Annotated in this window: 19 protein-coding genes; 11 read left to right on the top strand and 8 right to left on the bottom strand. The window is 68.4% G+C overall.

Annotated elements, in window-relative coordinates; genetic code table 11:
• Nucleotides 1-93 precede the first annotated feature (93 nt).
• Nucleotides 94-567, top strand: coding sequence for a DUF2244 domain-containing protein (locus AC1RSK_RS14490; RefSeq protein WP_492908273.1), 474 nt, complete (start codon nucleotides 94-96; stop codon nucleotides 565-567).
• A gap of 147 nt (nucleotides 568-714) precedes the next feature.
• Here the strand turns inward: AC1RSK_RS14490 and hslU are convergent, their stop codons facing one another.
• On the bottom strand, nucleotides 715-2,019 hold the full coding sequence (gene hslU, locus AC1RSK_RS14485; protein ID WP_492908272.1) for an ATP-dependent protease ATPase subunit HslU: 1,305 nt from the start codon (nucleotides 2,017-2,019) through the stop codon (nucleotides 715-717).
• A gap of 59 nt (nucleotides 2,020-2,078) precedes the next feature.
• Entirely contained in the window at nucleotides 2,079-2,963 is an 885-nt protein-coding gene (locus AC1RSK_RS14480; protein ID WP_492908271.1) for a Cif family virulence factor, read from the bottom strand.
• A gap of 221 nt (nucleotides 2,964-3,184) precedes the next feature.
• Between AC1RSK_RS14480 and AC1RSK_RS14475 the strand changes: the two genes are divergently transcribed.
• From AC1RSK_RS14475 to AC1RSK_RS14460, 4 genes are all read left to right on the top strand, one after another.
• On the top strand, nucleotides 3,185-3,493 hold the full coding sequence (locus tag AC1RSK_RS14475) for a hypothetical protein (RefSeq protein ID WP_492908270.1): 309 nt from the start codon (nucleotides 3,185-3,187) through the stop codon (nucleotides 3,491-3,493).
• 276 nt (nucleotides 3,494-3,769) lie between these two features.
• The gene (locus AC1RSK_RS14470; RefSeq protein ID WP_492908269.1) at nucleotides 3,770-4,147 is read left to right on the top strand and encodes a c-type cytochrome; all 378 of its coding nucleotides are present in this window, start codon (nucleotides 3,770-3,772) and stop codon (nucleotides 4,145-4,147) included.
• A gap of 14 nt (nucleotides 4,148-4,161) precedes the next feature.
• The gene (locus AC1RSK_RS14465) at nucleotides 4,162-4,728 is read left to right on the top strand and encodes a hypothetical protein (RefSeq protein ID WP_492908268.1); all 567 of its coding nucleotides are present in this window, start codon (nucleotides 4,162-4,164) and stop codon (nucleotides 4,726-4,728) included.
• 10 nt (nucleotides 4,729-4,738) lie between these two features.
• Nucleotides 4,739-5,005: a hypothetical protein gene (locus tag AC1RSK_RS14460; RefSeq protein WP_492908267.1), complete on the top strand. Its 267-nt coding sequence runs from the start codon at nucleotides 4,739-4,741 to the stop codon at nucleotides 5,003-5,005.
• A gap of 211 nt (nucleotides 5,006-5,216) precedes the next feature.
• Here the strand turns inward: AC1RSK_RS14460 and AC1RSK_RS14455 are convergent, their stop codons facing one another.
• The 4 genes from AC1RSK_RS14455 to AC1RSK_RS14440 all read right to left on the bottom strand — a co-directional run bounded on the left by AC1RSK_RS14455 (nucleotide 5,217) and on the right by AC1RSK_RS14440 (nucleotide 7,502).
• Nucleotides 5,217-5,369 carry a hypothetical protein gene (locus tag AC1RSK_RS14455; RefSeq protein ID WP_492908266.1) on the bottom strand — a complete coding sequence of 51 codons (153 nt, stop codon included), beginning with the start codon at nucleotides 5,367-5,369 and terminating at the stop codon, nucleotides 5,217-5,219.
• Nucleotides 5,370-5,410: 41 nt separating this feature from the next.
• Complete coding sequence (locus AC1RSK_RS14450; RefSeq protein ID WP_492908265.1) at nucleotides 5,411-5,773, bottom strand: hypothetical protein; 363 nt, start codon at nucleotides 5,771-5,773, stop codon at nucleotides 5,411-5,413.
• Nucleotides 5,773-6,840, bottom strand: coding sequence for an acyltransferase family protein (locus AC1RSK_RS14445; protein WP_492908264.1), 1,068 nt, complete (start codon nucleotides 6,838-6,840; stop codon nucleotides 5,773-5,775). Before AC1RSK_RS14445 ends, AC1RSK_RS14450 begins: the two co-directional genes overlap by 1 nt.
• A 104-nt stretch (nucleotides 6,841-6,944) precedes the next feature.
• Entirely contained in the window at nucleotides 6,945-7,502 is a 558-nt protein-coding gene (locus AC1RSK_RS14440; protein ID WP_492908263.1) for a TetR/AcrR family transcriptional regulator, read from the bottom strand.
• On the opposite strand from AC1RSK_RS14440, the gene AC1RSK_RS14435 reads away from it, so the two are divergent.
• Nucleotides 7,495-7,815, top strand: a complete 321-nt coding sequence (locus AC1RSK_RS14435; RefSeq protein WP_492908262.1) for a hypothetical protein — start codon at nucleotides 7,495-7,497, stop codon at nucleotides 7,813-7,815. The two genes, AC1RSK_RS14440 and AC1RSK_RS14435, sit on opposite strands and share 8 nt — an antisense overlap.
• A gap of 5 nt (nucleotides 7,816-7,820) precedes the next feature.
• Entirely contained in the window at nucleotides 7,821-8,330 is a 510-nt protein-coding gene (locus tag AC1RSK_RS14430; RefSeq protein WP_492908261.1) for a hypothetical protein, read from the top strand.
• A 97-nt stretch (nucleotides 8,331-8,427) separates the two neighbouring features.
• On the opposite strand, the gene AC1RSK_RS14425 is transcribed toward AC1RSK_RS14430, so the two are convergent.
• The gene (locus AC1RSK_RS14425) at nucleotides 8,428-10,785 is read right to left on the bottom strand and encodes a heavy metal translocating P-type ATPase (protein ID WP_492908260.1); all 2,358 of its coding nucleotides are present in this window, start codon (nucleotides 10,783-10,785) and stop codon (nucleotides 8,428-8,430) included.
• A 122-nt stretch (nucleotides 10,786-10,907) separates the two neighbouring features.
• Here AC1RSK_RS14425 and AC1RSK_RS14420 point away from each other — a divergent pair, with 122 nt between their 5' ends.
• The 4 genes from AC1RSK_RS14420 (at nucleotide 10,908) to AC1RSK_RS14405 (ending at nucleotide 12,591) form a co-directional block, all read left to right on the top strand.
• Entirely contained in the window at nucleotides 10,908-11,183 is a 276-nt protein-coding gene (locus AC1RSK_RS14420; RefSeq protein ID WP_492908259.1) for a metal-sensitive transcriptional regulator, read from the top strand.
• Between the two features lie 108 nt (nucleotides 11,184-11,291).
• Nucleotides 11,292-11,579, top strand: a complete 288-nt coding sequence (locus AC1RSK_RS14415) for a hypothetical protein (RefSeq protein WP_492908258.1) — start codon at nucleotides 11,292-11,294, stop codon at nucleotides 11,577-11,579.
• The gene (locus tag AC1RSK_RS14410) at nucleotides 11,576-12,019 is read left to right on the top strand and encodes a Spy/CpxP family protein refolding chaperone (RefSeq protein ID WP_492908257.1); all 444 of its coding nucleotides are present in this window, start codon (nucleotides 11,576-11,578) and stop codon (nucleotides 12,017-12,019) included. Before AC1RSK_RS14415 ends, AC1RSK_RS14410 begins: the two co-directional genes overlap by 4 nt.
• On the top strand, nucleotides 12,016-12,591 hold the full coding sequence (locus AC1RSK_RS14405) for an RNA polymerase sigma factor (protein ID WP_492908256.1): 576 nt from the start codon (nucleotides 12,016-12,018) through the stop codon (nucleotides 12,589-12,591). The genes AC1RSK_RS14410 and AC1RSK_RS14405 overlap by 4 nt, the downstream gene beginning before the upstream one ends.
• Before the next feature lie 29 nt (nucleotides 12,592-12,620).
• Here AC1RSK_RS14405 and AC1RSK_RS14400 read toward each other — a convergent pair whose 3' ends face one another.
• A complete protein-coding gene (locus tag AC1RSK_RS14400; RefSeq protein ID WP_492908255.1) occupies nucleotides 12,621-13,094 on the bottom strand; it encodes a nuclear transport factor 2 family protein in 474 nt (157 codons plus the stop codon).
• Nucleotides 13,095-13,116: the final 22 nt, after the last annotated feature.

The following is a 13,116-nucleotide window of genomic DNA, read 5'->3' as shown; positions in this document are numbered from 1 at the left end:
CGCGGGGCCAGGGGGAGATGGCGAACAATGTTCCATCTTTGTTCCTGGCGCAAGAGGCTGTCTTGAAGGGCCCCTAGGGCGTAGGATCGGGCCATGGCCGCCGCCCTCTACATGGATGCCGTGATCGCGCCCAACCGGTCGATGAACGGCCTGGGCTTCAAGGTCGTGCTCGGCGCCTTGGCCGGGATGTCGGCCCTGGTCAGCGTCTTCTTTTTCGCCATCGGCGCCTGGCCGGCGCCGCTGTTCCTCGGCCTCGACGTGGTGTTGGTCTGGTTCGCCCTGAAGGCCAGCTTCCGGGCCCTGAACCGCCGCGAACGGCTGCGGGTCAGCGCCGAGACGGTCGAGGTCATCGAGGAGACCGAGGGGCGCAGCCGCACCGTCTGGACCTCGCCGACCGCCTTCACCGCGGTCGACCTGGAGGCGCTCGGCGAGCATGAGATGCGGGTCCGCCTGCGACTCTCAGGCAAGCGCCACAGCGTCGGCAAGGCGCTCAGCCCGCCCGAGCGCGAGGCGTTGGGGCAGGCGTTGCGGGACGCCATCAGGCGGGCGCGGGCGGAGCGGTACTGAGTGCGTCCTGTCCCGGACCCCACCGTCAGCGCCGCATAATCCGGGGACACTATATAGATTTTCGACCGGGAGGCGGCCGGCGGGCATTGCGAAAATCTATATAGTGTCCCCGGATTATGGCTCACCGGCGAGATGGGCCGCCCGCCTCTACAGAATAAACCGGCTCAGATCCGCGTCCGCCGCCAGCGCCCCGACCCGGTCCCGGACATAGGCCCCGTCGACCGTCACCGCCGCGTTCGAGGTGTCGCCGGCCGTGAAGCTGATCTCCTCGACCACCTTCTCCATCACCGTCTGCAGGCGGCGGGCCCCGATGTTCTCGACGCTGCCGTTCACCGCCACGGCGGCGTCGGCGATGGCGTCGATGGCGTCCTCGGTGAAGGTCAGGGTGACGCCCTCGGTGGCGATCAACGCCTGCTGCTGGACGACCAGGTTGGCCTCCGGCTCGGTCAGGATCCGCCGCATGTCGTCGCGGCTGAGCGCCTTCAGCTCCACCCGGATCGGCAGCCGACCCTGCAGTTCGGGCAGCAGGTCCGAGGGCTTGGCGACATGGAAGGCGCCCGAGGCGATGAACAGGATGTGGTCGGTCTTCACCGGCCCGTATTTGGTCGACACCGTCGTGCCCTCGATGAGCGGCAGCAGGTCGCGCTGCACCCCCTCTCTGGAGACGTCGGCCCCGGCCCGGTCCGAGCGGCTGGCCACCTTGTCGATCTCGTCGAGGAAGACGATGCCGCTGTTCTCAGCCAGCTCCAGGGCCTCCTGGGTCAGAGCCTCCTGATCGACCAGCTTGTCGCTCTCCTCGGCCAGCAGCGGGGCGTGGGCCCCGGCCACCGTGGTCTTGTGGGTGCGGGTGCGGCCGCCCATGGCCTTGCCCATCAGTTCGCCGAGATTGAGCATGCCGACCGAGCCGCCCGGCATGCCGGGGATGTCCATGCCTTGGAAGGGGCTGGCGGTGTCGGCCAGCTGCAGCTCGACCTCGGCGTCGTTCAGCTCGCCGGCCCGCAGCTTCTTGCGGAAGCTCTCGCGGGCGGCGGTGCTGCCGGGGCCGGTCAGGGCGTCGAGGATGCGCTCCTCGGCGGCAGCTTCGGCCTTGGCCTTGACCGCGGCCCGGCGCTTGTCGCGGACCATGGCGATGGCGCTTTCGACCAGGTCGCGGATGATCTGGTCGACGTCGCGGCCGACATAGCCGACCTCGGTGAACTTGGTGGCCTCGACCTTCAGGAAGGGCGCCTGGGCCAGCCTGGCCAGGCGCCGGGCGATCTCGGTCTTGCCGACCCCGGTGGGGCCGATCATCAGGATGTTCTTGGGCGTGATCTCGTCGCGCAGGGCTTCGGGCGCGCGGCGGCGGCGCCAGCGATTGCGCAGGGCGATGGCGACGGCCCGCTTGGCCTCGGCATGGCCGACGACGAAGCGGTCCAGTTCGGAAACGATCTCGCGGGGCGAAAACTCGGTCACGGGGGGTGTGGGCTCCTGATAGGGTCGATCACCGCAGATGGGGGCGCGGGCCCCAAACGTCACCCCTTCTTGCCCGCCGGAGTCCTGGGCGGCGCCTGGATGATCTGGTCGAAGACCAGCTTCCAGGCATCGGTGCGGTACTGCCAGACCCGCACATAGTGGCCGCGGAAGGCCTTGCCGGCGATGGTCCAGTCGACCGAGCCATAGGTCCAGGCCAGGTCGCCGCCGCTGGAGGCGCCGCCGCCCAGCGGGGCGAAATTCATCTTCTTGCCACGGGCGGCCAGTTCCTCGCGGAAGGTCGAGCAGCCCTGGGCCGGGGCGGCGGTCGAACCCTGCACCCGGGCCTCGCAGACCAGCACGGCCAGGAAGGCGGTGGTGACGTCCTCGGCGGCGGCGGCGTTGAGGGCCGCGTCGGCGGCCTGGGCCGAGGCGAAGGCGGTGGCCTCGTCGCCGGCCGAGGTCTTGGCGACCATCAGGTAGCCGGGCGTGCCGCCTGGTCCCGGGGCATCCTTGGCGCTGCTATTGGGCCCGCCGTCGTACAGCCACTTCCAGGAGCCGTCGGCCTGCTTCTTCCAGATGGTGAAGTAGTGGCCGCGCCGGGTTCCTTCGACTGCATAGGGGCCGGTGGTGAAGCCCAGGTCGCTGCTGGCGGCGATGCCGGCCCAGGTCGGCCACCATTCCAGCTTCGGACCGGGCTTGTCGGACTGGGCCGAGATGGCCTCCCGGGCGTTCACCGGGTCTGGCTGGAAGACGATGGCGTCGTCGGCCATGTGCTTGAGAAAGCTCTGCTTGATTCCCATGCTGAGCCCATCGGCGGCGAAGGCCCGCTCGGCGGCGACCACCGGGGCGGGTGTCAACGGCGCCGGCTCCTTGGGCTTCTTGGCGGCGGCGGCCGGCAGGGCGAACGCGAGTGCGAGCAGGGCCACCAGCAGGGGACGGATCATCGGACGCTCCGGAGTTCGAGGACGACTTTAGCGGTCGGACAGGCGGCGCGTCCCGTGAAACTCTGTTCAGATGTCTTTTCGTGGGCAGGGCCCGCGCGTCTCCAGCCCGGCGGGCGTCGCCGAGCACCTGGTCGGTCTGCTGGCGCCGGTTGATTCAGATCAAGGTTCGCCGAAGCCGGCCGACCTAGCCTGACCTCAACAGCAGAAAGGGAGATTCTCGGATGAGCAAGTCGATCGCAAAGCAGGTCGCCAGTGAGGTCGATGACGCCTTCGACGTCGTTGTCCACAACCTCAAGAAGATGGCCAAGCACCTGGGCGAGGACACCGGCGACGCCATGGCCAAGACGGGCTCGGCCCTGGCCCATGCGGCCGTCGACCTGGTCGAGGAGGCCAAGGTCCAGTCCAGGACGCTGGCCGAGAAGACCGGCAAGGAGGTTCGCGAGCACCCAGGCGTGACGGCGGCCGTCGCCGCCGCAGCGGCCGCCGCCCTGATCGGCCTGGCCATCGCGCAGCGCCGCAAGTCGGCCTGAGGCATCGTCGGCCGGACCACTCCCCCCGACGATTCCGGCCGACGAGACGCCCCGGGGAGCTTGATGCTTCTCGGGGCGGTCTTCGTTGGCGCCTCAGGGCTCGGGCGGCCATTGAGCCCGGGCCCCTCCGGGTGTTCGGCCCGCTTTTGCCGTCACCTGCGCTGCACTGAGCGCGGTCCGCGCCGGCCGCTCCGAGTTGACCCAGGTCAAGGTGGCGAGGGGCCAGATGCGGTCTGCTGGATCATGCGGCGAAGTCCGCGAAGCAGGAGAGGCCCGATGCCCCACAGGACCCGCAGCCTTCACCCTATCGCCGCCCTGTTCGTCGCTGCTCTGACATCGGCCTGCGCAAGCGGAGCCAAGCCGCCGCCGTCACAGCCGCCGGCGCCGCAGGTCGCCTGGCTTGGCGTCGAGATCGGCCGCGGTCTGGCGATCGCCCAGCAGAAATGCGCCGCCTGCCACGCGATCGGGCCGACCGGCGACAGTCCCGCGCCGATGGCGCCGCCGTTCCGCGTCCTGGCGCAAGACCTGCCTGCGCCGGCGCTGGAAGATCGCCTGCTGGCGATCTCGGACCTGGGTCACCAGGAGATGCGGCCAGCCGGCCTGGACGCAACCGAAGTCCGCGACCTCGTCGCCTACCTCGAAACCCTCGACTGACCCGGAGGCAGACCATGCGCTCGCTGCTCGTTCTCATCGACCGCGTCGCGGTCACGCCTCGCGATCACGCCCACCCCGCCGGCAGGGCTTCCCTGTCGGTCATCGTGGCGCTGGCCATGGCCATGCTGCTGGCGCCCTTCATCGACGACAGGGGCCAGGTCCTGCTGGCGATCTGCCTGATCGGAGCGGCCATCGCCGGCTTCTGCTTCGCTCTGGAAGTCGCCGTCCGGTGGAGCGCGCTCCTATGGAGCCTGGCGACCGCCGCGGCGGGGATCCGGGTGATCTTCCTTGGCCTCTACGACAGCCCCGGCCTGCTCGACGTCTTCCTGGTCGTGGCAGGGGCGCAGGCCTTGGCGCTGGTCGTGCTGAGCGCGCCGGCCTGGCTGGCCTCCTGGCGCGCCCGCCTGCCGGCCATCCTGTCGCTGGCCGGATCGGCGGCCGTCATCGTCCTGATCCTGTCACCCCTGACGGTGGAGGACGTCGGCCAGTCCACCCTGTTGGCGATGCTGGACCTGCTGGCCCTGCCCCTGGCCGTCCTGGCTCGCCGCCTGGCCTTCGCCGAGCGGCTGGCCGCCGCCTGAGGCCGGTCGGATGGCGCGCCTTCCCGCGCTTGACCTGGATCAAGGGCGTCCCCGCTCCGGCCTGCGATGGCGGGGGCCGACCTGTCCGCGAGCCGGCGCCCTGCCGATCGCGCGGGGCGTTGTCCTGACTGAGGAGGACCGCTTCCGCGGCGAGATCATCGAGCGGCTGATGTGCGACCTGACAGTCGACCCGGCCGCTGTCTGCGCTCGCCATGGCCGCTCACCGGCCGACCTGGCCGGCTCGCTCGCCAACCTGCGGCCCCTCGCGTCACCGTGACCGAGGCCGGACGACCGGTGCTGCGCTCGGTCTGCGCGGCCTTCGACGGCCACCTCGACCGGGCGGCCGGCCGCCACGCCACGGCGATCTGACGGCGTTGATTTGATCCCGATCCAGGGCTGCGCGGCGGGCCCGGATGTCTGAACATCACGAAGAAGGCCCGCGTCGTTGCCGACACGGGCCTTCCCCTTAGCTGACGCCTGCTATCCCTCTACGGGCAGCAGGGCGCTCCACCGCTGCAGCAGGCCGCCAGGGCCTCGCAGCAGGAGGACAACGCCTGGATGACGGTCTCGGGCGAGGCCGCAAAAGCGGCCGTCCCGGAGGCCAGCAGCAGCAGGCCGGCGGTGATCAGGATAGGTTTCATGCTCACAGTCCTTGTTGTGTCGATTGATGGAATGTCTTGGCTCAGACCATCCATCGGGGAGGGGGCACGGCGGGATCGACCTCGATGCCCTCGCCCGTGTGCGTCTCCGTTTCGTAGTGAATCTCGTAGCTGACGGCCGTGGGAACCGCCATCAACGCGCCGGGTTGCGGGACCAGTCGGCAGCTCACGGCGCAATCGGGTTTCGATGCGGGCGCGTTCTGGTCATGGCCCTGATGATCGCCCTCCATCATCGCCATCGAGCTGCAATCGGCCTGCGCCTGGGCCATGCAAAGCGGGGCGGTGAGCAAAATCAAAGCGCTGATCACGCCCAACGCAACACGCACAACCGGGGCCCCGCCAGGGCGGGTTCGGAAGGTCGGGAAAGGTCGCCCGGTCATGCGCATCAGATCACCGGCTCATGTCTCGGCTCGGCCGGCGGTTTGCGCATGAAGGGATCATGCCGCCGCATCCAGTTGCGCGCCGGCTTCTCCACCAGATGATAGGTGGCGACCGAGGCGATGAGGGTCGCGGCGAACACGCCCAGCCAGGCAAGCCAGGCGGCCAGGCCCGAGAGGTTGGGCGCGATGCGGTCAAGCGCGTGGAAATAGGCGATGTCGACCGGCAGGTGCGCCATGTAGACCGAGTAGGAGACCTCGCCGAGATAGACGAGCGCGGTCGCGCCAAGAATGCCGCGCGGGTTGGTCTTCGAGGCCTCGGCGAGGCTGAAGATCAGCAGACCAAAGGCCGGCCAGATCACCGCGTCGCTCAGATCGAGGGACGAGGCGATGGCGATCCACAGGAGCGAGAGGGCGGCGCCCGACAGGGCCGCAACACGCGGCAAGACCACGGTCCGGCCCAGCTGGTAGAGGGACGCGCCCAGCAGAAAGGCCGGCACGATCCGGACGATGCCGAGCCGCGTCACTTCGGAGAGCGGCAGGCCGTGCGACTCCACGCTCCAGAACATCACGAAAAACAGGCCGAGCGAGAGCACGACGGCGAGCCAGGCAAACCTGCGCAGCGCAAGAACCACGACCGCCGCCGCCGGGAAGGTCAGATAGGCGAACCATTCCGCGGAGATCGACCAGGAGGGAAAATTCCACTGCACCGACGGCGTCGCGCCCCAGGCGTGGATGAGCAGCAGGTGCTGCGGCAGGACCTTGGGGTCGAAGGCGACGGGATCGAAGCGCGCGCCCATCTTCATCGCCACCAGCCAGATGACGACCGTCGCGGCCAGCGTCACGAGATGGACGTGGTAGATCCGCGACAGGCGCGCCCACAGAAAGGAGCCGTAGCTGAAGCGCTTCGCCTCCACCCGGCTCAGATAGACGTGGCTGAGGATGAAACCCGAGAGGATGAAGAACAGATCGACGCCGAGATAGCCCTTGGCCACAAGGCCGAGGCGGTCGACGCCGAGGCCAAGATGGTCCCTGAAATGGTAGACCAGCACCCACAGGGCGGCCGCGATCCGCAACGAGGTCAACGGCCGGATATCGCCTGGATACATGCGCGCCCCCGTGCGGAGCGCTGGGCGGCCAGCGCTCTCTAAGGGGGATACGCCCCTCGCCCCGGCATCCCTCAGATCACGGGAAGGATTTTCGCGACGAGTTCGGAAGCTTGCCTCGCAACAACCTCAGGATCGCTATCCGTAGGACGATCCAGCCAGGCCATTAAAAGGCCGAGCACGCCAGCCACCGCAAATTTCACGGCCGCAGGATGTTGAATCCGTGTTTCGCTCGCGCGGCGACGAATGCCGGATTCACGCACGAGCGCTTCGGCGAGCACCGCCTCAATCGCTGTCAGGGCCACGATCTTACCTGGCCCTGAGCGAATGGCTGCGTAGTGGGCGCGGTGTTGATGCGCATGCGCGAACAACGCCTCAAGGATCGGGTGAAGACCCGACGCAGTGCGCAGCGCTTTCTCGATGTCCGCCGAGAGATGAGCGGCGACGGCTGCTGCCTTCACGGCGTCCTTGCCTGCGTAGTGCCCATAGAACGTCGAGCGGCTTACCTTCGCCTCGCGGCAAATGGCTTCGACGGTGATGGCGTCGTAGGGGGCCGTGCGAGTGAGGTGTCGCAGCGCGTGCTGCACCTTCAACCGCGTCTGACGACCCCGAGCTTCACCATTGATGACCATGAGCGAGTCTAACGCGCCGCCAACGGGCCTGGAAGGCGACCTCGTCGGACAGATCGATCGATCTGTCCGTCCGGCAGGTCTCGATCTTGACCGAGCCGGTTGGGATACTGCCAACACCGCCGAGCCGCCGAAGGGAGCACGCGTGAAACGGTCCGACCCTTCAGCCATGCCCAATTGGGTGAAAGTGACGCTCGCCATCCTCGCCGTCGCGGCGCTGGCTGTCGCGGCTCTGCTGGCAACGGGGCATGGCCCCGGCCGGCATTTCGCACCGGCGACCCAGACCGGCGCCGCCGATCAGCCGGGCCGCTCGTAAGCGGAATGTCGCCGTCTCTGCGCAAGGCCCTTCTCACCCTCCATGTCGGGACGTCCGTCGGCAGCATGGGTGCAGTCGCGAGCTTTCTGCTCCTCGTGCTGAACGGACTGCGGGCATCTCCGTCCGAGACCTTCGACGACGGCGCGCTCGCTGTCCTTGCGACCCAGATGATCTTGCCTCTGTGCCTCGCGGCGCTCGCGACGGGCGTCGTTCAATCGCTCGCCACAAACTGGGGTCTGACGAAACACTACTGGGTGCTGGTGAAGCTGCTCCTGACCGTCATCACCATTCTGGTGCTGCTCGTTCAACTGCCAGGCATCGCGGCCCTGGCCTATCCAGCCGCAGGGATCGAGAGTCTCGCGGCTTATAGCGCGCTCAAATCCTCGGTCGCTCTTCACGCCCTGGGCGGCTTAATTGTGCTCGCCGCCGTTCTCGCCCTTTCCGTCGTGAAGCCCGCTGGAAAAACACCTTGGGCGGTCAGGCGGACGCAAGCGCCTCCTGACCCAGCTGGCTAGAGCAGGGCGCGATTTGATGGAATCAAATCGCTTGCTCTAGCTTTTTCGTTGGCGCGCGTTTGCTCCGATAACCGGTTCCCACTTATCGGAACGCGCTCTAGAGACGCACCGCGCGCAGGCGCAGCGCGTTGCCGATGACGCTCACCGAAGAAAGCGCCATGGCGAGCGCGGCGATGGCGGGCGAGAGCAGCAACCCGAACACCGGATAGAGCAGGCCCGCCGCAATCGGCACGCCGCCCGCGTTGTAGATGAAGGCGAAAAACAGGTTCTGCCGGATGTTGCGCATGACGGCCCGCGAGAGCGCGCGGGCTTTCACGATGCCGGCGAGGTCGCCCTTCAACAGCGTCACGCCGGCGCTCTCAATCGCCACATCCGCGCCCGCCCCCATCGCGATCCCGACATCCGCCGCCGCGAGCGCCGGGGCGTCGTTGACGCCGTCGCCCGCCATGGCGACAACGCGGCCTTCGCCGCGCAGCCGCTCGACGACCGACGCCTTGTCCTGCGGCAGCACCTCGGCCGCGACCTCGCTGATGCCGAGCGCGTCGGCGACGGCGCGCGCCGTCGTTTCGTTGTCGCCCGTCATCATGACGATGCGCACGCCCTCTTCCTTCAGGGCGTCGATGGCGGCGCGCGCGCCCGGCTTGATGGGGTCCTTGATCCCGATCAGACCGGCGAGCTTTCCGTCGAGGGCGACATAGACCACCGTCGCGCCCTGGCGACGCAAGGCGTCGGCCTCTCCATCCAGCGGCGCGATGTCCGCCCCCTGTTCGCCGATGAAATGGCGAGACCCGATGGCGACGCGTTTGCCCTCGACGAGGCCGAGCACGCCGCGGCCCACCGGCGAGTCAAATTCGCTTGCCTCGGTCAGGCTGACGCCTTCCTCGGCCGCCGCGCGCAGGATGGCGTCGCCCAGCGGGTGCTCACTGCCGCGTTCCAGGCTGGCCGCGAGGCGGAGCAGCGACTGGCGGTCGACGCCATCCACCGGCATGATCGTCGTGACCGCCGGACGCCCTTCCGTAAGCGTGCCGGTCTTGTCGACAACGAGCGTGTCGATCTTCTCGAAACGCTCCAGGCTTTCGGCGTTCTTGATGAGGACGCCGGCCTGCGCGCCTCTCCCCACGCCGACCATGATCGAGATGGGCGTGGCCAGGCCCAGCGCGCAGGGACAGGCGATGATCAGCACCGAAACGGCCGCCACCAGCGCGTAGCTCAAGCGCGGATCGGGGCCAACCATGGCCCAAGCCGCGAACGCGATGACGGCAACGAGGATCACCGCCGGTACGAACCATCCCGAGACACGGTCAGCCAGCCGCTGGATCGGTGCGCGTGATCGCTGCGCTTGCGCGACCATCTGCACGATCTGCGAGAGCAGAGTATCGGCGCCCACCTTGTCGGCGCGCATCACGAACGAGCCGGTCTTGTTGATCGCGCCGCCGATGACTGGATCGCCGATGTCGCGCGTGACCGGCATGCTCTCGCCGGTGACCATGGACTCGTCGATCGACGCGCGCCCGTCGAGGATGGCGCCATCGACCGGGACCTTCTCGCCGGGCCGGACGCGCAGGCGGTCGCCCACCGCGATGAGATCGAGCGAAACCTCTTCATCGGTCCCGTCGTCGCGGATGCGCCGCGCCGTCTTCGGCGCGAGATCGAGCAGGGCCTTGAGCGCGCCCGAGGTGCGCTCGCGCGCCTGCAGCTCCAGCACCTGGCCGAGCAGGACGAGGGCGGTGATCACCGCCGCCGCTTCGAAATAGACAGGCACGGAGCCGTCCGCCTTGCGGAACGCGTCCGGAAAAATCTGCGGCGCCAGGACGGCTGCCACGCTGTAGGCCCAGGCAACACCCACGCCCATCGCGATGAGGGTGAACATATTGAGATTGCGCGTCTTCAAGGACGCCCAGCCGCGCTCGAAAAAGGGCCAGCCGGCCCAGAGCACGACGGGCGTCGCCAGGGCGAACTGGATCCAGTTCGACCACTGCCCCGGCAGGTAGCGGTGCAGGTCGAACAGATGGCCGCCCATCTCCAGAGCGAGCACAGGCAGGCTGAGCGCGACCGCCACCCAGAAGCGCCGCGTCATGTCGGCAAGCTCGGGGTTGGGGCCGCTGTCGGCGGTGATCGTCTCCGGCTCCAGCGCCATGCCGCAGATCGGGCAGGACCCCGGACCCACCCGGCGGATCTCGGGATGCATCGGGCAGGTGTAGATCGTCCCGGCCGGCGCGGGCGGCTCCTCGGCGCGGTCTTTCGCGAGGTATTTCCCGGGATCGGCCACGAACTTCGCGCGGCAGCCGGCCGAGCAGAAATGAAAGTCCGCGCCCGCATGATGGGCGTGATGCGCCGTGGTCTTCGGATCGACCGCCATGCCGCAAACGGGATCGATCACCGTGTCGGCGCCACTCTTGGGCTTTCCCGAACAACAGCCGTGGCCTCCGTGGTCGTGGTGATGTGGATCGCTCACGCCCGCCTCCTTGAATTGTGAAGATACCCCCAGGGGGCATCCATCGTTGTTGAAATAGAGCCGCCGCCCGCCGTTGTCAAATACCCTATGGGGGTATATGTTCCTTGGTCAGGAGAGCGTCGATGCATCGTGCGAACAAAGCCAATCTTCAAAACCGCCTGAGCCGCGTCGAAGGCCAGGTGCGCGGCATCGGCCGCATGGTCGAAGAGGACCGCTACTGCATCGACATCCTCACCCAGCTCCAGGCCGTGCGCGCCGCCCTCAGCAAGGTCGAGCAGGAGCTTCTGCGCGAGCATATCGACCATTGCGTCAGCGCCGCCTTCGCCAGCGGCGACGCCGCCGACCAGCGCCAAAAGGCCGATGAGCTCGTGGCCATCCTGCAGCGGTCCTTGCGATGAACGACCACCTTGCCCTCTTCTACGCGCCGTCATCGGCCATCCCTCACCCCGTGAGGGATGGGGCGGGCTGATGCGTATGCATGAAGGGTGCGGGAGGTGCGCCGGCTCATGACGACACTCGACAAAGCCTTGCGCGATCTGCGCGACGAACTGGCCGCGCCGGCGATGGACAGTCTCGAAGACAGCGTCTGGGACCGCGTCCGCCAGGCCCGCGCCTGCGCGGCCGTGGAGCGCCGATGGCGCACGGCGCAGATGCTCGCCGCCTCCTTTGCGCTCGTATCGGGCATCGCCTTCGGCGGGGCCGAAGCCACCGCCCTCTTGCGCGCGCGGCAGCCCAGTCTTTCGCTCACGGCCTCGGCGCTCGCGCCCTCCGAACTTCTCGAAGGTCGCCAATGAAGCCTTCTCTGCGCAATCTGCTTTTGACCATTGTCCTGGTCGTGATCGCGGCGGGTGGCGGCGCATGGCTCTGCGCGCGCTACGTCGTGAGCCACCACGAACAGGGGCCCTCCCTGCACGACATGGTCCATGAAAACCTGGACCTCACCCCAGACCAGTCGCGCCGACTTGAGGTCATCGAAAAAAGCTACGCCGTCGAGCGCGCGCGGCTCGAAGGCGAGGTCAAGGCCGCCAACCGCGAACTGGCGGCGGCCATTCAAAAGGGCGAGAAGGACTCGCCCGAGCTGAACCGCGCCATCGACCATCTGCACATGGCGATGGGCGCGCTGCAGAAGGCGACTATCGCGCACGTCTTCGACATGCGCGCTGTCCTCACGCCCCAGCAGGCCAGGACCTTTGATGCCGAGATCGCCGCCGCACTCACCCAAGAGGGACGGTGAGCGCGGCGATCGAGCCGCCCGACTCCGAGCTTGCCGCCCGCGCGGTCGCCGGCGACGAGCGCGCCTTCACATGGCTCATGCGACGTCACAAGGACGCGCTCTATAGATTCATCCGGCGCTACACCGGCGAGGCCGACGAGGCCTACGATCTGCTGCAGGAAAGCTTCGCCGCCGCCTGGAGCGCCTTGAAGCGCTACGACCGGTCGCGCCCGTTCCCGGCCTGGCTGCGCCGCATCGCGCTCAACAAATGCCGGGACTGGTCACGCCGCAGGGCCGTGCGCCGCTGGCTCACCCGAAACGAGGGCCTCGACAGCTGGACCGGGCAGAACCTGGCCGCCGGCGATCCTTCGCCGGAAGTCGCCGTCTCCGATCAGGAACAGCTTGCGCGCCTCGACAGGGCGATCGCCGACCTGCCCATCGGCCTCAAGGAGCCGCTGATCCTGACGGCCCTCGAAGGCCTCTCGCAGGACGAGGCCGGCAAGCTCCTGGGACTCAGCGCCAAGGCGATCGAGCTGCGCGTCTACAGGGCGCGCCGCGCGCTCTCCGAAAAGCTCGCCTTGCAGGACGCTTGAGGCGCTTCCGCGAGGGTTCCGCCGCCGCGCTATTTGGCGGGCGCGGCGCGCGACGACCAGTGGATATGGGCGATGCGCCAGCCGGCGCGCGTGCGCTTCAGGACCATGGTCTCCGTGGTGAGCCGGTCGACGGTCTTGCCGTCATAGGTCCCGGTCGTGCGGCCCTGGGTGAGCACCCAGGCCGTGGCGCCCCGCACCTCGCTTTTCCGGCTGGTGATCGTATCGGTCATGCCCTGGCTGTAGGCGATGTCGCCGGGCAGGTGCGCTTCGACGTACTCGGCCTTCGAAGACTCCGCGCCGCCCTGCTCGAAGATGACCGCCTCATCGAGCATGAGATCGGCCACCGCCGCCGCGTCGCCGCGCGCCATCGCCGCGTGAAAAGCCTCCACCGTGGTCACGGCGCCATTCGCCGGCGCGGCGAGCGCCACGGACGTCAGGACAGGCCCCGCCGCGATCGGCGAGAGCGCCAGGCACAGGGCCAGGGCCGGGATGCGCAGGTTCATGGAAGTGTCCCCAGTAAGAGCC

The organism is Caulobacter sp. GW821-FHT11A05 (genome assembly GCF_058809015.1).
This window is presented reverse-complemented; position numbering and strand designations above follow the sequence as displayed.